We start from the raw sequence: 18,911 nt of genomic DNA, 5'->3' as shown, positions 1-18,911 counted from the left end.
GGACCTGGACCCCGGATCAACTCCGGGGTGACGAGGGGGCTGACTGTGACGGCTCCCCACCCCGAACCCGCCGTCAGCCCTTCTGCCGCTCGCGCGCCCGCCGGAACCCCTCGCGCGCCGTGCAGCGCGCAAGCCATTCCTTCGTTGCATCGCCCAGCACATCGCCGGCGCCCAGCGTTGTCGCGAGGAAGGCGGCGTAGCCGATCACGATATCGGCGATTGTGAAGCGCCCGGCGGCCAGCCACTCGCGCCCGTCGGCGAGCGCGGCCTCGATGCTCCTGGCGCGGCCGCCGAAGAAGGCCTTATAGTCGTCGACCGCCTGGCGCAGCCGCCGCTCCTCGGGCTCGACGCGCGTATAGCGGATCATGATCGCGAGCGGGAAGGTCAGCGTTGCGTCGCTGCGATGCAGCCAGTTGCGCCATGCCCAGTAATCCGCCTCGTCCCTGCGCACTTCGAGCGGCGTTCCTTCGGCGATCCGTTCGCAGATCGCGGCGGACTCGGTCATCAAATGGCCATGCTCGACCCAGCCGGGGACGGTCATCAGCGGGTTTACGGCGCGATAATCGGGTTCGAAGGCGCGCGGCGGGAATTTCAGCAGCTTCAACTCGACGTCGATCCCCGCTTCCTCGACCGCCCACAGGCAACGCAGCGAGCGGGCATCGGGGCAGTGGTAGAGAATGGGGCCCGATTCATTTTGCATCACGCGGCAACCTCCTTTGGACGCTCGATATGGCGGCGATGTTCGCGCCAGGCAATGAACAGGCCCGACGCGATGATCAGCGGCGCGCCGACCCAAGTCGTATCGGCGGGCAATGTGCCAAAGAACCACCAGCCCGCCGCGATCGACCACAGCAGGCTCGAATAATCCATGGGGATCACGACCGATACGGGGGCGAGGCGCAGCGCGCCGGTCAGCGACATCTGGACGACCGCGCCGAGGAAGCCGAGGCCGATCAGCAACAGCCAGTCATGCCCGCTATGCGGCGTAAAAACAAAAGGCAGGGCGATCCCGAGCGGGATCATCGAGAGCAGGCTGAACCAGAAGACGATCGTCGCGGCGTTTTCGGTGCGGCCGAGGTCGCGCACGGCAATGGTGATCAGCGCTGTCATGATCGCCCCGGTGAGCGCAACAAGCGTGCCGGCGCCATGCGTGCCGCCAAAGCCGCTCGCGAAGCTCGCGAGCGGATCGAGCACGACAAGCACGCCGACGAAGCCGACGATCACCGCCCCCCACCGCTGCCATCCCGTCGCCTCGCCGAGCAGGATCGCGGCAAAGATGACCGCAAAGATCGGCACCGACAGGCTGATCGTCGTTGCCTCGGCCATCGGCAGCAGGATCATGCCGCCGAAATTGCACGCCATTCCGCTGAGCCCCATCAGCATGCGCCGCGCGTGCGCCCCGATCCTTCCGGTCTTCAGCGACAACAGGCCACTGGTCGCCATCACCCAGGCGAGCAGGAAGGGCAGGACAAGCGCCTGCCGCCAGAACAAACTCTCGACGATATGAATGCCCGCGGCGTCGATATATTTGACCAGCACGAACATCAGCGAGAGGCTGACCATCGCGAGCAGCCGCAGCCCGATGCCGCCCAGATAATTCTGCACGGCGGCGGTGGATGGGGCGGTGGAGGACGCGGCGCTCATGCGACAAGGCGCATATCAGCGCGGCAGCGTCGCGCAAGCCGTGATCCCCCTTGCCCCCTCTTCGCAATCGGGCTAGTGGCGCACTCCGGCCTAGGGGTATAGCTCAGTTGGTAGAGCATCGGTCTCCAAAACCGAGGGTCGCGGGTTCGAGTCCTGCTGCCCCTGCCAGGCCGGGGTCCCACAGGGGGCCATTGTCGCCAACGCGATTCGCGAAGGCGGAGGGCTCCGGGAATCGGGTCCGGCAGCCATTATATGTCGACGACAGGCGGGCGCCGCTTCCGGGGCGGCATCGCTGTCGGGATTGCCGCGCAGCGGCGCCATTTTTTCGCGATCGGGACCGTCTCGCTGCACGCCGAACCGGCGAAGCGCCGATTGGCGACCGGGCATTCGGCGCCGATGCTAAGCCGAATGCGATACCAGCTCCCTGCAAAGACCGGCGAGCGTGGAGCCCAGTGTTTCGAGTTCGCTATCGCTGCGCGATCCCGCGACGCACGATGCCGTCATGCAAAAGCCTGGTGCGATCTCGGTCGTCGCGACGCCTGCCGTGCTGACCCCGCGATGCGCATAACCGCGATCGAGCGAAAATCCCCGCGCCGCGGCTTCGTCGACTTGTCGCGCATAATCGGTGAACGCAAGCGCTGTCTGCCAGCGTACCTGGGAAAAGCGCCGTTCCAGTTCGGCGCGGTCGACCGCTTGCGCCGCCGCGATCGCGCGCCCCGCCGCGCCCGCGCCCAACGGCTGGCGCTGGTTGTCGGCAAGAGCCAGCCGCATCCCTGCATCGCTGTGGGCATGCGCGGCGAGCTGCATCCGGTCGCGCGACACGATGCGCCACAGGCCCACTGCCGCCTCGGCCGATTGCGCGAAATGGGCCATATCCGCCCCGGCGCGGCCGATCAGGCGCATGGCCCGACTTTCGGGCAATATCCCCTTCGATAGCCAAGCGGGGGCAAGGCGATAGCGCTTTTTGCCCTCTTCGCGTTCGACCGCGCCTTCCGCGATCAGGGTTTTCAGCAAATTCAGGCAGCTCGACGGGCTGAGTTCGACCAGCCGCGCGATGTCGGACAAGGCGAGCGCCCGCGAATCCGCGAGCAGGCGAAGGATGGCGAAGGCTTGCGAGACGGAACGCACCGGGCCGGTCATGCTTCCGCGATAATTTCATATATATGAAAAAACAATTCCTGATGTTGAAATTGTGGCCGCAAATGCATATCGGATTGGGGCAGGATTCGGACGGGAGAGCGGTCATGAGCGGATGCCTCGACGGAAAGGTCGTCGCGATCACCGGCGCCGCGCGCGGAATCGGGCGTGAGCTGGCGCTCCATTGCGCCGCCGAAGGCGCGGCGGTGATCGTCAACGATCCCGGCGTTGCGCAGGCGGGCGACGGAGGCGACGCGGCTCCGGCCGAAACCACTGCGAACGACATCATCGCCGCAGGGGGCAGGGCGGCCGCCAATTTCGGCAATGTCGCCGACCCCAGGGAAGCCGCCGGCATCGTCGAGGATGCGGTCGCCCGGTTCGGCCGCATCGACGCCGTGGTGAACAACGCCGGCATCCTGCGCGACACCATCTGGCACAAGATGAGCTATGAGGACTGGAAGAGCGTGATCGAGGTCAACCTGACCGGCGTCTTCAACGTCTCGAAAGCCGCAACGCCTTATTTTCGCGAACAGCAGTCGGGCAGCTTCATCCACTTCACCTCGACCAGTGGCCTGATCGGCAACATCGGCCAGGCCAATTATTCGGCCGCGAAACTTGGTGTCGTCGCACTGTCGCAGTCGATCGCGCTCGACATGGCGCGCGTCGGCGTGCGCTCGAACTGCATCGCGCCCTTTGCGTGGAGCCGCATGACCGGCTCGATCCCCGCGACGACGCCCGCGGAGCAGGAACGCGTCAAGCGCCTCCAGTCGATGTCGGCCGACAAGATCGCGCCGCTCGTCGCCTATCTCGCGTCCGACCTGTCACACGATGTAACGAACCAGATTTTCAGCGTGCGCAAGAATGAGATATTGTTGTTCTCGAAGCCCCGCCCCATCCGTTCGATGGCGAAGATCGAGGGCTGGACCGCAGAAGAGATTGCCGCCGAGCTGATCCCCGCCTTCCGCCCCTCCTTCGCGCGCGCCGACGAGGTTTCGGCGCACGTCTTTCCCTATGACCCGATTTGAGGAACAGGCCATGAGCAACCCCGGCATGGACGCCGACGTCTTCGACCAGTTCATCGAGCAGCTCGAACGCTATGTGCGCGAGCGGCTGATGCCCGCGGAGAAGGAGATTATCGAGGCCGATGCGATCCCCGACGATATCCTGTCCGAGATGCGCGACATGGGGCTCTTCGGCCTGACGATCCCCGAGGAATATGGCGGCGCGGGGATGAACGTCAGCCAATATATCCGGACGATCCATCGGCTCAGCTATGCAATGCCGGCCTTTCGCTCGATCATTTCGATCAACATCGGCATGTTCGCCTCGGCGCTCAAGAATGGCGGGACCGAGGCGCAGAAGGCCGAGTGGCTGCCGCGCGTCGCGGCGGGCGAGATCGCCTGCTTCGGGCTGACCGAGCCCGGATCGGGATCGGATTCGGCGGGGCTTCAGACGAGCGCGACGCAGACCGACAACGGCTGGGTCTTGAACGGCACCAAGCGCTACATCACCAACTCGCCTTTTGCGAAGGTCGGCCTGATCATGGCGCGGACGAGCAAGGAGAACCTGCCCAAGAACGCCCATGTCTCGGCCTTCATCGTGCCGATGGACGCCCCCGGTGTGTCGATCGGCAAGTCTGACAAGAAGATGGGCCAGTCGGCCAGCCACATCGCCGATATCGTCATGGACGACGTCCGCGTCGGCGGTGAGGCGCTGCTTGGCGGCGAGCTCGGCAAGGGCTTCGCTTTTGCGATGATGAGCCTCGACAACGGCCGCATGTCGGTCGGCGCCGCCGCGACCGCCTATGCGCGCCGCGCGCTCGACAGCGCGATCCGCTATGCGACCGAGCGCAAGGCGTTCGGCGAGCCGATCGCCAATTTCCAGCTGATCCAGCAGATGCTCGCACAGAGCGAGATCGACATCTACGCCGCCGAATGCATGATGGACGACGTCACCCGCCGCGCCGACGCGGGCGAGAATGTCCTGCGCAAGGCCGCGGCGTTCAAGGTTTTCGCCAGCGAAATGTGCGGCCGTGTCGTCGACGCCTGCGTTCAGGTCTATGGCGGCGCTGGCTATCTCGCCGAATATGACGCCGAACGCTTCTTCCGCGATGCGCGCATCTATCGCATCTACGAAGGCACGACGCAGATCCTGCAGCTCCAGATCGCAAAGCATATGCTGCGCGAGTTCCACGCCCAAGGCTGACGCCAATCCATCGACCGGAGATTTTTGATGACCCTTCGCCGTGCCGCTATCGTTTCCCCGATCCGCACCGCCGTCGGCAAGTTCGGCGGCGCCTTGTCGTCGATGCCGGCGGGCGAGCTCGGCGCGGTCGTGCTGAAGGCGCTGGTCGAGCGGACGAAGATCGATCCGGCGCGCGTCGACGACGTCGTCTTCAGCCAGGGTTATGGCAATGGCGAGGCGCCGGCCATCGGCCACTGGTCGTGGCTCGCCGCCGGCCTGCCGCTCGACGTGCCGGGATATCAGCTCGACCGCCGCTGCGGTTCGGGGCTGCAGGCGGTCGTCAATGCCGCGATGATGGTGCAGACGGGCATGTCCGACGTCGTCGTCGCGGGCGGCGTCGAATCGATGTCGAACGTCGAACATTACAGCACCGACATCCGCAAAGGTGTTCGCGCCGGCAACCTTACGCTCCACGACCGGCTGACGCGCGGACGCTTGATGTCGCAGCCGGTCGAGCGCTTCGGCGTGATCAGCGGCATGATCGAAACCGCCGAAAATCTGGCGAAGGATTATGATATCACGCGCGAGGCGGCCGACACCTATGCGGTGCGCAGCCACCAGCGTGCCGCAGCCGCCTGGGCGAACGGGCTGTTCGACGACGAACTGGTGCCGGTATCGGTGCCGCAGAAAAAAGGCGATCCGGTCGTTTTTGCGCATGACGAGGGGTATCGCGCCGACGCGACGCTCGAATCGCTTGGCAAGCTGCGGCCTCTCGAAGGCGGGGTCGTCACCGCGGGCAACGCGAGCCAGCAGAATGACGCCTCCGCGGCCTGTCTGGTCGTCGCCGAAGACAAGCTCGACGAGCTCGGGCTCACCCCCATCGCCTGGTATCACAGCTCGGCGGCGGCGGGCTGCGACCCCAGCCGCATGGGGATCGGCCCGGTGCCCGCGGTCGAGCGGCTGTTCGCACGGAGCGGCCTCGGCTGGGGCGATATCGACCTTGTCGAACTCAACGAGGCGTTCGCGCCGCAGGTGCTCGCCGTGCTCAAGGGTTGGGGCTGGTCCGACGACGACGGCCGATACGACATGCTCAACGTCAACGGATCGGGTATCTCGCTCGGCCATCCGATCGGCGCCACGGGCGGGCGCATTCTTGCGAACCTCACGCGCGAACTGGTGCGCCGCGACGGACGCTATGGGCTCGAGACGATGTGCATCGGCGGCGGGCAGGGCATCGCCGCTATCTTCGAACGCGCTGCCTGAGAAGGCCGCGCGCCGAACCCGCCCGACCGGCGATCAGAAACCGAGGTTACGGAACGCGATGCGGAAGGAAAAGCTGTTGCCGCGCCGCGCGTCGCCGGTGTCGGCATAATCGCGCCGCCACGTCAGCGCGATCGACAGGCAATCGTCGTCATAGGCGACGCCCAGGCGGTGGCGGATCGGCTCGAACCCGTCGGCCGAACTCAGCGGATCGTCGCTTTGCTTCGTCAGATCGACGATCGCCGATCCGAACACCGACCAGTTGCTGGCGACCGCGATGCGCCCGCCGGCGCGCACTTCCTCGCGATCCTGCAAATCTTCGCCCAGCAGCAATATGTCGCGGTTGAGGCGCGAATAGCCCAGCACGGCATAGGTCGAGCGGCCGCCGATCGTCGCGTCGAATTCGTTGCGACGGATCGCCAGATTGTCCTTGTCGAGCCGGTAACGGTGGGTCAGCCGCAGGAAATCGCGATACGCAACGGTCGTCCGTCCCACGATATCCGAGGTGCGATCGGTCAGCCCGGTGCCGTCCGGGAACAGGCTGGGCTTGTCCGACAGGCGATAGCTTTGCCCGACGACGCTGCTGATATTGAAACCCGGCCGGCTGAAATTCCATTCGAGGCCATAGGTGATGCGGGCACCGTCTTCGAACCGGTCGTAACCGTTGAACCGGTTGATCGAAAAGAGATTGCCGTCTTCGAGGTCGAACGCGCGCGAATCCTCGTTCGGGATATCGAGATTCTTGATCGGCGGGGTGGCGACGATCTGGACGCGCGGCGTCAGCGTCTGCGTGCCGCCCAGAAATTCGCCGACGAACGGCCAGCGCATGTCGGCGGCGACCGCCGCGATTCCGCGTCCCTGCCACCCCGATTTGCCGCGATAGCCGGGAATGGCGGTCAGCAGATTCTCGTCGCTGTGATAGACGTCGCCGCGCACCAGCGCGGTCAGCGTCACTTCCTGGCCCAGACTCGTCAGGCCGCGCAGGTCCCAGCGCGCGCCGGCAAAGGCACGCTGCGTGTCCTGCCCGTCGGTTCGCCCGATCGCGAGCGTGTTGAGCTGCAATTCGAGTTTCCCGCCGAGCAGCGGATCGTCGAACCGCTGGCGATAATCGATGATCGGCAGCGCGATCGGCTGCTGGCCTTGATCATCGTTGCGGCGCAGCGTCTGCGTCGCCCAGCCGGCGATCGACAAATAGCTCTGATTGCCGATCCGTTCGAGTTCGAAGGTCGAGCGTAGCCGGTCGTCGCGGCTGATGTCGTAGCGCCGCATGAAGGTGCGGTCGGTCGCGATGCGGCCCGAATAGGTCAGGCTCCAGCGCGGATCGAACTGGAATTTGCCTGCGCTTTCCAGATAGCCGCGAAAGCGTTTCTCGCTATCGGGATCTTCGCCGGTCAGCGGTACGAGCGAGCCGTAGGTCGCATAGCCGTTGATACGGAAGGATCCGAGATCGGTCAGCGCCCGAAACTCGCCCTCCAGCATCGGCGCGGCGCTCGTATAGACATGCGGCGTGATTGTGATGTCGCGGTCGGGTGCGATGCGCAAATAATAGGGCACGGCGATTTCGAAGCCGTTGCTGCGGTCGAGCCGGATTTCGGGCACCAAAATGCCGCTTCCCGCCTCGCTGTTCGCCGGATGGCTGAGGCCGGGCAGGGGGATCAGCGGCAGGCCGAAAATCTCGACGCGCGCGCCTTTGTACCGGATCTTGTTCTTTGCCCGGTCGTACATCACGCGGACGGCGCGAATCTGCCAGCTCGGGTTCTTCGGGCAGCCCGCGTCATCTTCGACGGGGCAGGGCGTGTAGGCGGCGTTTTCCAGTTCGATATTGCCATTGTCGAAGCGGGTGCCCTTGACCGCCGCGAGCCGCGATCCATTGTCGAGCACGACCAGCAGATTCTCGACCACGCCGTCGCGCAAACTGTCGGTCAGCTCGATCTTGTCGCCATAGGCGGTGTCGCCTTCGGGATTCTTGATCGTGACATTGCCTTCGGCGAAAACCTGGCCCGTCTGGCGATTCCATGTCACCTTGTCGGCGCGCATCTCGATCGCTTCGCGGTTCATCTGGACATTGCCCTCGGCAACGACGATTTCGGTGTCGCTGTCGTAATTCAGATTGTCGGCGGCAAAGCCGATCTGTTCCTCGCCCTGAACGTCGGGCGCGTCGGAGGCCGTCGGGACGACGTCGGGCGTCTGCAGCTCGGGTTCGCCCGCGACCTCTGCCGGCGGGGCCGGTTGCGCTTCGTCCTGGGCCATCACCGGGCTGGCCGCCAGCGCGGCGCCGCTCGCCGTCGCCAACCAGAACGACCGCGCGCGCGCCGCTTGTCGGAACAAAGCCCAAGTCATTTGATATCTTTGTCCCACACCTTATCTTGCGTCCACCCGGATTGGACCGACTGCTTTGTTTTTGCAACTGGCAGGCGAAACCCCTATCGGTCCGCCACGTTCCAATCAATCATCGCATAAGAAAGTTAAGGCATGGACATTCAGTTTGTCGCGCAAATCGATGCGTCTGCCGACGTCGTCGCATTTCCGGTCCGCAAGGGCGAGGCCGGTGCGCTCGGCGCGCTTCTCGGCGCGGCGGCGGCACAGGCGCGCTTCGACGGCACCGCGGGGACGATCGCGGAAACCGCGACCATCGACGGCGGCGCGGCAAAGCGCCTGCTTCTGGTCGGGATCGGCGAGGGCGGCGAGCATGACCTCGAACGCGGCGGCGCGGCGCTGACCGCCAAGCTCCAGACGAGCGGCGTAACCCATGTTCATGTCGATTTCGCCAGCGCGGGGCAGAGCGATGCCGACGACGTTCTCGCCTTTGCTATGGGCGCGCTGCTGCGGGGTTGGCGCCTCGACACCTATCGCACGCGCCTGGCGGACAAGGCGAAACCGAGCCTGAAGGCGGTCACGATCGCATCGCCGCACGGCGACCTCTCGGCCCGCTGGGCGGAAAATGAGGCGATCGCGGCGGGGGTCGCCTTTACCCAGACGCTCGTCGCCGAGCCGCCGAACATCCTCTATCCGGAAAGCTTCGTCGAACGCTGCCAGCATCTCGCCGACCTTGGCGTCGAACTCGACGTACTCGACGAGCGGCAGATGAAGGCGCTCGGCATGGGCGCGCTGCTCGGCGTCGCACAGGGCTCGACGCGCCCGCCGCGCCTGCTCGCGATGCGCTGGAACGGGGGTCAGCCCGGCGAGAAGCCGATCGCCTTCGTCGGGAAGGGCGTGACCTTCGACACCGGCGGCATCAGCATCAAGCCCGCCGCGGGCATGGACATGATGAAATGGGACATGGGCGGCGCGGGTGCGGTCGCGGGCGCGATGAAGGCGATCGCGGGCCGCAAGGCGAAGGCGAATGTCGTCGGCATCGTCGGTCTTGTCGAAAATATGCCCGACGGCAATGCAATGCGCCCCGGCGATGTTGTCACGACGATGTCGGGGCAGACCGTGGAAGTGCTCAACACCGATGCCGAAGGGCGCCTCGTGCTCTGCGACGCCGTCACCTGGACGCAGAAGGTCTACGAACCCTCGGTCATCGTCGATCTGGCGACGCTGACCGGTGCGATGGTGATCTCGCTCGGGCATGAATATGCCGGCATTTTCGCCAATGACGACGGCCTTGCCGAGCAGCTGGTCGCGGCGGGCGAGGTGTCGAATAACAAGCTGTGGCGCTTCCCGCTGTCGTCCGCCTACGACAAGCTGATCGATAGCCTGATCGCCGACATGAAGAATGTCGGCCCGCGCGAGGGCGGATCGATCACCGCGGCGCAGTTCATCAAGCGCTTCGTCGACGAGGGCGTCAAATGGGCGCATCTCGATATCGCGGGCATGGCCTGGCACGACAAGGACGGCCCGGTCTATGCCAAGGGTGCGACCGGCTATGGCGTGCGCCTGCTCGACCGCTATATCGCCGCGAACCACGAAGGCTGACGCGCGGGGTAGGGGAGCGTGCCGCGCGTCGATTTCTACCGGCTGACCCGCGATCCCGCCGAAAAGGTGCTGCCCGCGCTTGCGACGCGAATCCTTGCGAACGGCGACCGTCTGCTGGTGGTCGCCGCGCCCGCGATGCAGCGGCAGGCGATCGACGTGGCGCTCTGGTCGCACCAGCCGTCCAGCTTCCTGCCGCACGGCCATGCCGCCTCGGCCGACGAGGAGATCGAGCCGATCCTGATCGCCGGCACGCTCGATCCGTCGCCGCCGAACCGCGCGACCTATCTCGCGCTCGCCGATGGCGAGTGGCGCGACGGGGCGCTCGGCTTCGAACGCATCTTCCTGCTTTTCGACAACAGCCGGATCGACGACGCCCGCGCGCTGTGGCGCACGCTCGCGGCGCGCGAGGATGTCGACAACCGCTTCTGGAAACAGGACGAAAACGGCCGCTGGTCGGAGGGGCCGTAGGCCTTCGCCGCTCTGTCCTTGCGATACGGCGAAAGCGCGGCTAGAGGCGCGCGCACCATATAACAATCCCTCGCAGGAGCTTTCCCATGGCGGTCACCCGCACTTTCTCGATCATCAAGCCCGACGCCACCCGCCGCAATATCACCGGCGCCGTCACCAAGATGCTGGAAGACGCGGGCCTGCGCGTCGTCGCGTCGAAGCGCATCCACATGAGCCGCGAACAGGCCGAAGGCTTCTACGCGGTCCACAAGGAACGCCCCTTCTTCGGCGAACTCGTCGACTTCATGATCAGCGGCCCCGTCGTCGTCCAGGTCCTCGAAGGCGAAGACGCGATGCAGCGCAATCGCGACATCATGGGCGCCACCAACCCCAAGGATGCCGCGCCCGGCACGATCCGCAAGGAACTCGCCGAGAGCATCGAGGCGAACACCGTTCACGGGTCGGACAGCGACGAGAATGCCGCGATCGAAATCGCCTATTTCTTCAAGCCCGAAGAAATCGTCGGCTAAGCCGACCGGCATTGCCGAAACGAAGAGGCCGCCGGAGCGATCCGGCGGCCTTTTTCGTCAAAACTCCTCCGCCGCGCCCATCAGTCCGGCGAGTTTCTTCGGCGCGACCGTCAGCCAGCTCTTGCGCAGCCACTCGCCGATCGCATCCCAGTCGGTATCGCCCAGATCGAGGCGGATGCCGATCCAGCCGTCGCCGAAATAGGCGGGGCGATAATAACGTTCCGCGTCCATCTCGATCAGCGCCGCCTGCTCGTCGGCGCCGCTGATCTTGACGAGCAGCGCGATCTTGCCGTCGCCGTGATGGTCCTCGGTGAAATAGGCGAATTTCTTGCCCTTCACGATGCCAAAGCAGGGCATGCCGTGCGACGTCACTTCGTCGGCCTCGGGCAATGCCATCGCAAGGTCGCGCACGCGGCCGCGCAGATAACCGGGGGAGCGCTCTCGCGTGACGAACGCGGCGAGGGTGGCGGGATAGAGTTGGTGCTCGGCAAAGCGCACGCGCGCAGCCAGCGTCTCGGCGGTGTCGCCGGGCAGGATCGCGACCTTGGTCTGCGCCAGCACCGGCCCATCGTCGAGTTCGGGGGTGACGACATGGACGCTGCATCCGCCGAACCTGTCGCCCGCGTCGATGGCTTGCTGGTGCGTGTTCAGCCCCTTGTAGAGTGGCAGCAGGCTCGGGTGGATATTGAGCATCCGGCCCGCCCAGCGATCGACGAAATCGTCGGACAATATGCGCATATAGCCCGCCAGCGCGACATATTCGGCGCCCGCCGCGCGCAACTGCCGATCGACCAGCGCGTCGAACGCGTCGCGGCTCATGCCCTTGTGCGATAGGCTCCAGGTTGCGATCCCCTCGGCTTCCGCAATCTCAAGACCAGCCGCGTCGGGATCGTTGCTGCCGACGAACACCAGCTCATAGGGGCAGGTTTCGGCTTTTGCGGCGTAGAGCAGCGCCGCCATGTTGGTGCCGGCGCCCGAAATCAGGACGGCGACACGCGCCTTAGCCATTATGCGTGGCGCTCCATGCTGCCCGCGCGCTCCACGTCTCGGCGCTGCCGGTGACGGTGCAGCCCTTGTCGCCCGCGGCGATATGGCCGATGCGCAGCACCGTTTCGCCCGCAGCCTCCAGCGCCGCCGTCACGTCGGCGACATCGCTTTCGGCCACGACCACCGCCATGCCGATCCCGCAGTTGAAGGTGCGCGCCATTTCCTCGGGCTCGATATTGCCCTGCGCCTGCAGGAACGCCATCAGCCGCGGCTGTTCCCACGCATCGGCATCGACAAATGCGTGCAGCGTCTTGGGCAGGATCCGCGGGATATTCTCGAGCAGCCCGCCGCCGGTGATATGCGCGAGCGCGTGGATCTTGCCGGTCTTCACCAGCGGGAGCAGGCTCTTCACATAGATGCGCGTCGGCGCCATCAGCGCGTCGATCAGCAGGACAGTCTGGTCGAACAGCGCAGGACGATCGAGCTTCCAGCCCTTGTCGGCGGCGAGGCGGCGCACGAGCGAGAAGCCGTTGGAATGGACGCCCGAAGAGGCGAGGCCCAGGATCACGTCGCCCGCGGCGACCTTGTCGGCGGTCAGCACCTGGTCGCGCTCGACCGCGCCGACGCAAAAGCCCGCAAGGTCATAGTCGCCGTCCGAATACATGCCCGGCATTTCGGCGGTCTCGCCGCCGATCAGCGCGCAGCCGGCTTGCTTGCACCCTTCGGCAATGCTTGCGACGACTTCGGTCGCGACCTGGTTGTCGAGCCTCCCCGTCGCATAATAGTCGAGGAAAAACAGCGGCTCGGCGCCCTGCACGATCAGATCGTTCGCGCACATTGCGACAAGATCGATGCCGACGCCGTCATGCTTGCCCGATTCGATCGCGAGTTTGAGCTTGGTGCCGACCCCGTCGTTCGCGGCGACGAGCAGCGGGTCGTTGAACCCCGCCGCTTTCAGGTCGAAAAAGCCTCCGAAACCGCCCAGATCGGCGTCGGCGCCGGGGCGCCGCGTCGCTCGGGCGAGCGGGGCGATGGCACGGACCAGCGCATTGCCGGTCTCGATCGATACGCCGGCCTCGGCATAAGTGTAGGAGGCGGGTCGCCCGACTGACTCGTTGTGCTTGGAATCCATGGCCCGCGCGACTAACGCTTCCCGCCGACAATTGCCATGATTTCCTTGTCGGGGATCGCTCTTCGGGGCAAAGAACAGAGAAGATATGACTTCGGCCGCTTTCCCCCGCCTCCAATCCGGTTTCGACCTTCGCGCGCTCATGCCGCGCGACTGGCGCTGGGCCGCTCTTTTCGGCTTGCTCTTTGCGATCCTGCTTGCGGGCATCGTCGAAGGGCAGATCAGCCGCGGCAACCGCGGCATCACGCCGATCAACAGCAGCGGCGATTTCCTTGCCAGCGGCATCATGGTCGACGTGACCGGCGAAAATGCCGACGATGCGCGGGAGAAGGGCTGGCGCGAGGCGCAGCGGCTCGGCTGGACACAGCTTTATCGCAAGCTCAACGGCAGCGACGGGCCCAAGCTCGGCGATTCGGTGCTCGACGGCATCGTCACCGCGATCGTGGTCGAGGAAGAACAGATCGGCCCGCGCCGCTATGTCGCGAAGCTCGGGGTACAGTTCGACCGCGTCCGCGCCGGCCAGATTCTCGGTGTTAGCGGCCGCACGCTGCGGTCGCCGCCGCTGCTCGTCATCCCCGTCTATTCGATCGACGGCATCCCGCAGGTATTCGAGCAGCGCAGCGCCTGGCAGCGCGCCTGGGCCGAATATAATACGGGGCAGAGCGCGATCGATTATGTCCGCACCGCGGGCACCGGCGCCGACACGCTGCTGATCAACGCCGGGCAGACGGGGCGCCGTGGCCGCGTCTGGTGGCGCGTGATCCTCGACCAATATGGCGCCGCCGACGTACTGACGCCGATCGCGCGGGTCGAATATTCCTACCCCGGCGGCCCGGTGAAAGGCATTTTCACTGCCCGTTTCGGACCCGAGAACAAGCTGATCTCCGGCTTTACGATGACAGGGCCCAGCCCCGCGGCGCTGCCCGACATGATGGAAAAGGCGGTCGCCCGGATGGACCGCATCTATATCGACGCGCTGGCGGCAGGCATTCTCAGGACCGACACCTATCTCGTCCTCGAAAAGCCGGTCGAAAAGGCGGATCTGCCCGAAGAGGTCGCGACCGACGAAGAGGCGCTGCCGGCCGAAACCGACAGCAGCGTGCCGACAACCGCGCCGGTCGGGGTGCAGAGTTTCAGCGTTCAATATAGTTCGCCCGACGTCGATTCGGTGACCGCGACCGAACGGGCGGTCGGCGGCGTCGCGGGGGTGCAATCGGCATCGACGACCAGCCTTGCGCTTGGTGGCACGTCGGTGATGCGGGTGACCTTCCGCGGCGACATCGGCGCGCTCAAGGCGGCGCTGGAAGCGCGCGGATACAAGGTGCAGGAAGGCGGCAGCACGCTCAGGATCAGTCGCTGATGGCGCGCGCACCGGGACAGATTGCCCTGCCGCTCGATTGGAGCGCGGGCGGAGCGAACGACGGGCCGCTGATCGTCGGTTCGAGCAACGCCGATGCAGTGCGCTATTTGCGCCACGTCGCGACCTGGCCCGTCCGCACGGCCGTGCTGACCGGGCCGCGCGGGTCGGGCCGCAGCCTGATGGGGCGCCTATTCGCAACGGAAACCGGCGGCCGCGTGATCGACGGTCACGACAGCGTATCCGAAGAGGCGATATTCCACGCCTGGAACGCCGCGCAGGCGAACGAGGGGCAATTGCTTGTCATCGCCGATGCGCCGCCGGCCGAATGGAATATCGCCTTGCCCGACCTCCGCTCGCGCCTGGCCGCCGTGCCCGTGCTGACGATCGGCGACCCCGACGACTGCCTGGCGCGCGACCTGATCGAGGCGCTGTTCGCCCAGCGCGGCATCGCGCTCGCGCCCGAAGTGTCATCCTATATCGTCCCGCGGATGGAGCGCAGCTATGCGATGATCCACCGCGTCGTCGCGGCGCTGGATGCCGCGTCGCTCGAACAGGGACGCCGCGTCGGCATCCGTCTTACGCGTGAAACATTACTGTCACAGGGGCTGATCGATCCCGATCTTCTCGAACGACAGGAAACCGATACATGTCGCTAACCGGACAGTCCCTTCGCGCCGACAATGACGCCAGCGGCGCGTTCCAAGCGCCGCCCGGACCTGACCGCTTTTTCAACCGCGAGCTCAGCTGGCTGGCCTTCAATCGCCGCGTGATGGAAGAGGCGCGCAACCCCGCGCATCCCCTGCTCGAACGGCTGCGCTTCCTCTCGATATCGGGCAGCAACCTCGACGAATTCTTCATGGTTCGCGTCGCGGGGTTGAAGGGGCAGCAGCTCCAGGGCATCGACGATCCCTCGGCCGACGGTCGCTCGCCGGGACAGCAACTCGCCGAGATCGAGGCCGAGGTGAACCGGCTCGTCGACCAGCAGCAGAGCGAATGGCAATTGCTGCACAAGCAACTCGCCGAGCAGGGTATCGTCGTCCACGGCACGGGATCGAACAAGGACGCGCTGCGTTCGGCGCTGCGCCAATATTTCATCGACCAGATCTTCCCGATCCTGACGCCGCAGGTGCTCGACCCGGCGCATCCGTTCCCCTTCATTCCGAATCGCGGGCTGGGGGTGATTTTCGATCTGCAGCGCAAGGCGACGGGCGACACGGTGCGCGAACTGGTGATGATTCCCGCCTCGCTGCCGCGCTTCGTGCCGGTGCCGGGGCAGGCGACCAGCTTTGTGCCCATCGAATATCTGATCGAATTGTTCGGCGACCTGCTGTTTCCCGGTTTCACGATTCGCTCATTGGGGGTGTTCCGCATCATCCGCGACAGCGACATCGAGCTTGAGGAAGAGGCCGAGGATCTGGTGCGCCTGTTCCGCACCGCGATCCGCCGCCGCCGCCGCGGCCGGGTGATCCTGATGGAACTCGAAGCCGATATGCCCGCCGAAATCGCGGCGGTCCTCAATGCCGATATCCAGGGGCACGAGGCGATCGTCGCCAAGATCGGCGGCTTCATCGGCCTCGCGGCGCTGTCCGCGCTTGTCGATGTCGATCGGCCCGACCTGAAATTTCCCGCCTATTCGCCGCGCTTTCCCGAGCGGATCCGCGAACATGGCGGCGATTGTTTCGCGGCGATCCGGTCGAAGGACATCGTCGTCCACCATCCCTATGAGAGCTTCGACGTCGTTCTTTCCTTCCTCCGTCAGGCGGCCGCCGACCCCGATGTCGTGGCGATCAAGCAGACGCTCTATCGCGCCGGCAACCAGTCGCCGGTGATCCGCGCGCTGATCGAGGCGGCAGAGGCGGGCAAATCGGTCACCGCGGTCGTCGAACTCAAGGCGCGCTTCGACGAAGAGCAGAATCTCCTCTGGGCGAACCAGCTCGAACGCGCGGGGGTGCAGGTCGTCTACGGCTTCATCGAGTGGAAGACGCATGCCAAGATTTCGATGGTCGTACGTCGCGAAGGGCAGGGCTATCGAACCTATTGCCACTTCGGCACCGGCAACTACCATCCGGTCACCGCGCGCATCTATACCGACCTCAGCTTCTTCACCGCCGACCCACGCGCCGGCCGCGACGCGGCGCAGCTCTTCAATTATATCACCGGCTATGTCGAACCCGAACGGCTCGACCTCATCACCATGTCGCCGCTGAACATGCGCCAGCATCTCAGCGAACTGATCGACGCCGAAATCGCGGCGGCAAAGGCGGGCGCGCCGTCGGGGGTGTGGGCCAAGATGAACAGCCTTGTCGACCCCGACATTATCGACAAGCTTTATGAAGCGAGCGCCGCGGGCGTGCCGATCGAGCTGATCGTGCGCGGTATCTGTTGCCTCCGCCCCGGTGTTCCCGGCCTGTCCGACACGATCCGCGTCAAATCGGTTGTCGGCCGTTTCCTGGAACATAGCCGCGTTTGGGCGTTCGCCAATGGCGCGCCGCTGCCGAGCCGCGCGGCCAAGCTCTATATTTCGAGCGCCGACTGGATGCCGCGCAATTTCGATCGCCGTGTCGAATATATGATCCCGATCGAAAACCCGACCGTCCACGACCAGATTCTCGATCAGGTGCTTGTCGCAAACCTGATCGACAATGAACAAAGCTGGATATTGCTGCCCGACGGCACCTCCGTTCGGGTGAAAACGGACGACAAGCCATTTAACTTGCATCACTATTTCATGAACAACCCGTCGCTTTCGGGCCGCGGAACCGCGCTCCACAAGCGCCAGGACGTCCCGACGCTGGCGTTCAACGTGAATGAAGATTGAGACGTTGGACTTGGGCTTGCCGGGCACCTCCAAACAGACGGTCCACCGATCGGCGGTCATCGATATCGGCTCCAACTCGGTCCGTATCGTGGTGTACGAAGGCCCCGCCCGAGCACCCGCCGTGATCTTCAACGAAAAGGTCGCCGCGGGTCTCGGTCGCGGGCTGGCCATCGACGGGCGCATCGCCGAAGAGGACGCCAAGCGCGGCTTGACGGCGCTCCGCCGCTACGCGCTTCTTGCCCGCCATATGGAGGTCAAGGACCTGCAATGCGTGGCGACGGCGGCGGTCCGCGACGCGGCGAACGGTCCCGATTTCATCGCTGCCGCTGCCGGGGCGGGCCTCAAGATTCGTCTGCTGTCGGGCGAGGAGGAGGCCGAGGCGGCCGGCCATGGCGTACTCGCCGCCATTCCCGATGCGCGGGGCATCGCGGTCGATCTGGGCGGCGGGAGCCTCGAGCTTGCCGAAGTGGCCGACGGAAAGGTCGGCCGCTGCGCGTCATTTCCGCTCGGCGTGCTGCGCCTGCCCGCGCTGCGCAAGGACGGGCAGCACGCTTTCGAGCGCGCGATCCGCAAGATGCTGCGCGATGCCGGCTGGCCCGGGGGGCTGACCGGCCTTCCGCTCTATCTGGTCGGCGGTTCCTGGCGCGCGCTGTCGCGCCTCGATCTGGAACTGACGCACGATCCGCTCGCGGTGCTCGACCAGCACACTCTGCCTCGGACGGCGCTGCGCCGCCTGGTCCGGGCGACCAAGCGGTTGAGCTTCGAGCAATTGCGGGCGATTCCGGGCATGGCGTCGAACCGCGCCGCGGCCTTGCCCGACGCCGCTGCGTTGCTCGCTGCGCTCGCCAACATCATCGATGTCCCCGAAATGACCGTGTCATCCTCGGGGCTGCGCGAAGGCCTGCTGTACCAGGCCCTCGACGCCGAGACGCGCGCGCAGGATCCGCTGATCGTCGCCGCCGAGTTCGAGGGGCGCCGGCTGGCGCGTTTCGCCCCGCATGGCCGCGCAATTGCCGAATGGATCGCGCCGCTGTTCGCGGGCGAGGCAGTGGTCGACAGCCGGGTCCGGCTCGCCGCAAGCCTGCTCAGCGATGTCGCCTGGTCGGCCAACCCCGATTTCCGCGCCGAACGGGGCACCGAAATCGGCCTGCACGGCAATTGGCGCGGGATCGACATTCCGGGCCGCATCCTGCTCGCCCGGGCGTTGCACGCGGGGTTCGGCGGCGCCGACGGCGATTTTCCCGTGATGGGCGATCTGGTCGACGCCGAACGGCTGGCCCGCGCCCGCCAGTGGGGCCTCGCGATCCGGCTTGCGCAGCGCCTGACGGGGGGCGTCGAAGCGCCGCTCAAGGCGAGCGGTATCGCGCTGGTCGATGGAAAATTGCAACTCAGGCTAAACCGCGGCTGGCATCATCTCGCGGGCGAATCGGTCGAACGCCGCCTGCGCTCGCTGGCGCAGGCACTCGACGCCAAACCGGAACTGCTGTTGCTTTAGCG

General features: G+C 65.7%; 16 protein-coding genes and 1 tRNA gene. 11 read left to right on the top strand and 6 right to left on the bottom strand.

The window, feature by feature from the left end; translation table 11 throughout:
* Positions 1-73 precede the first annotated feature (73 nt).
* Both HDC35_RS06135 and HDC35_RS06130 read right to left on the bottom strand, forming a co-directional pair.
* The gene (locus HDC35_RS06135; protein ID WP_184645232.1) at positions 74-700 is read right to left on the bottom strand and encodes a glutathione S-transferase family protein; all 627 of its coding nucleotides are present in this window, start codon (positions 698-700) and stop codon (positions 74-76) included.
* Positions 700-1,644, bottom strand: coding sequence for a DMT family transporter (locus tag HDC35_RS06130; protein ID WP_184644712.1), 945 nt, complete (start codon positions 1,642-1,644; stop codon positions 700-702). Before HDC35_RS06130 ends, HDC35_RS06135 begins: the two co-directional genes overlap by 1 nt.
* Before the next feature lie 92 nt (positions 1,645-1,736).
* On the opposite strand from HDC35_RS06130, the gene HDC35_RS06125 reads away from it, so the two are divergent.
* Positions 1,737-1,812 (top strand) — tRNA-Trp (locus HDC35_RS06125).
* Positions 1,813-2,043: 231 nt separating this feature from the next.
* Here the strand turns inward: HDC35_RS06125 and HDC35_RS06120 are convergent.
* Positions 2,044-2,784 (bottom strand): helix-turn-helix domain-containing protein, encoded by a 741-nt coding sequence (locus tag HDC35_RS06120; RefSeq protein ID WP_184644710.1) that lies wholly within the window; start codon positions 2,782-2,784, stop codon positions 2,044-2,046.
* Positions 2,785-2,888: 104 nt separating this feature from the next.
* Here HDC35_RS06120 and HDC35_RS06115 point away from each other — a divergent pair, with 104 nt between their 5' ends.
* Genes HDC35_RS06115 through HDC35_RS06105 form a run of 3 tightly spaced genes read left to right on the top strand, consistent with a single transcriptional unit; the run spans position 2,889 to position 6,228 of the window.
* Complete coding sequence (locus tag HDC35_RS06115) at positions 2,889-3,806, top strand: SDR family NAD(P)-dependent oxidoreductase (protein WP_184644708.1); 918 nt, start codon at positions 2,889-2,891, stop codon at positions 3,804-3,806.
* A 10-nt stretch (positions 3,807-3,816) separates the two neighbouring features.
* Positions 3,817-4,986, top strand: a complete 1,170-nt coding sequence (locus tag HDC35_RS06110; RefSeq protein ID WP_184644706.1) for an acyl-CoA dehydrogenase family protein — start codon at positions 3,817-3,819, stop codon at positions 4,984-4,986.
* Positions 4,987-5,013: 27 nt separating this feature from the next.
* The gene (locus HDC35_RS06105) at positions 5,014-6,228 is read left to right on the top strand and encodes an acetyl-CoA C-acetyltransferase (protein ID WP_184644704.1); all 1,215 of its coding nucleotides are present in this window, start codon (positions 5,014-5,016) and stop codon (positions 6,226-6,228) included.
* A 33-nt stretch (positions 6,229-6,261) separates the two neighbouring features.
* Here HDC35_RS06105 and HDC35_RS06100 read toward each other — a convergent pair whose 3' ends face one another.
* Positions 6,262-8,565, bottom strand: a complete 2,304-nt coding sequence (locus tag HDC35_RS06100) for an LPS-assembly protein LptD (protein ID WP_184644702.1) — start codon at positions 8,563-8,565, stop codon at positions 6,262-6,264.
* A 132-nt stretch (positions 8,566-8,697) separates the two neighbouring features.
* On the opposite strand from HDC35_RS06100, the gene HDC35_RS06095 reads away from it, so the two are divergent.
* From HDC35_RS06095 to ndk, 3 genes are all read left to right on the top strand, one after another.
* Entirely contained in the window at positions 8,698-10,143 is a 1,446-nt protein-coding gene (locus HDC35_RS06095) for a leucyl aminopeptidase (RefSeq protein WP_184644700.1), read from the top strand.
* 18 nt (positions 10,144-10,161) lie between these two features.
* Positions 10,162-10,611: a DNA polymerase III subunit chi gene (locus tag HDC35_RS06090; protein ID WP_184644698.1), complete on the top strand. Its 450-nt coding sequence runs from the start codon at positions 10,162-10,164 to the stop codon at positions 10,609-10,611.
* An 86-nt stretch (positions 10,612-10,697) separates the two neighbouring features.
* Positions 10,698-11,120 carry a nucleoside-diphosphate kinase gene (gene ndk / locus HDC35_RS06085; protein WP_039575124.1) on the top strand — a complete coding sequence of 141 codons (423 nt, stop codon included), beginning with the start codon at positions 10,698-10,700 and terminating at the stop codon, positions 11,118-11,120.
* Between the two features lie 57 nt (positions 11,121-11,177).
* On the opposite strand, the gene purN is transcribed toward ndk, so the two are convergent.
* Entirely contained in the window at positions 11,178-12,128 is a 951-nt protein-coding gene (gene purN, locus HDC35_RS06080) for a phosphoribosylglycinamide formyltransferase (protein WP_184644696.1), read from the bottom strand.
* Entirely contained in the window at positions 12,121-13,239 is a 1,119-nt protein-coding gene (purM, locus tag HDC35_RS06075; RefSeq protein ID WP_184644694.1) for a phosphoribosylformylglycinamidine cyclo-ligase, read from the bottom strand. Before purM ends, purN begins: the two co-directional genes overlap by 8 nt.
* A gap of 85 nt (positions 13,240-13,324) precedes the next feature.
* Between purM and HDC35_RS06070 the strand changes: the two genes are divergently transcribed.
* The 4 genes from HDC35_RS06070 to HDC35_RS06055 are packed head-to-tail and all read left to right on the top strand — an operon-like array spanning position 13,325 to position 18,909.
* Positions 13,325-14,596, top strand: coding sequence for a heavy-metal-associated domain-containing protein (locus HDC35_RS06070; RefSeq protein WP_184644692.1), 1,272 nt, complete (start codon positions 13,325-13,327; stop codon positions 14,594-14,596).
* Entirely contained in the window at positions 14,596-15,252 is a 657-nt protein-coding gene (locus tag HDC35_RS06065; protein ID WP_184644690.1) for an HdaA/DnaA family protein, read from the top strand. Before HDC35_RS06070 ends, HDC35_RS06065 begins: the two co-directional genes overlap by 1 nt.
* Positions 15,243-17,414 (top strand): RNA degradosome polyphosphate kinase, encoded by a 2,172-nt coding sequence (locus tag HDC35_RS06060; RefSeq protein ID WP_184644688.1) that lies wholly within the window; start codon positions 15,243-15,245, stop codon positions 17,412-17,414. Before HDC35_RS06065 ends, HDC35_RS06060 begins: the two co-directional genes overlap by 10 nt.
* Positions 17,404-18,909 (top strand): Ppx/GppA family phosphatase, encoded by a 1,506-nt coding sequence (locus HDC35_RS06055; RefSeq protein WP_184644686.1) that lies wholly within the window; start codon positions 17,404-17,406, stop codon positions 18,907-18,909. The genes HDC35_RS06060 and HDC35_RS06055 overlap by 11 nt, the downstream gene beginning before the upstream one ends.
* Positions 18,910-18,911 lie beyond the last annotated feature (2 nt).

The organism is Sphingopyxis sp. JAI128, assembly GCF_014207235.1.
GTDB lineage: Bacteria > Pseudomonadota > Alphaproteobacteria > Sphingomonadales > Sphingomonadaceae > Sphingopyxis.
This window is presented reverse-complemented; position numbering and strand designations above follow the sequence as displayed.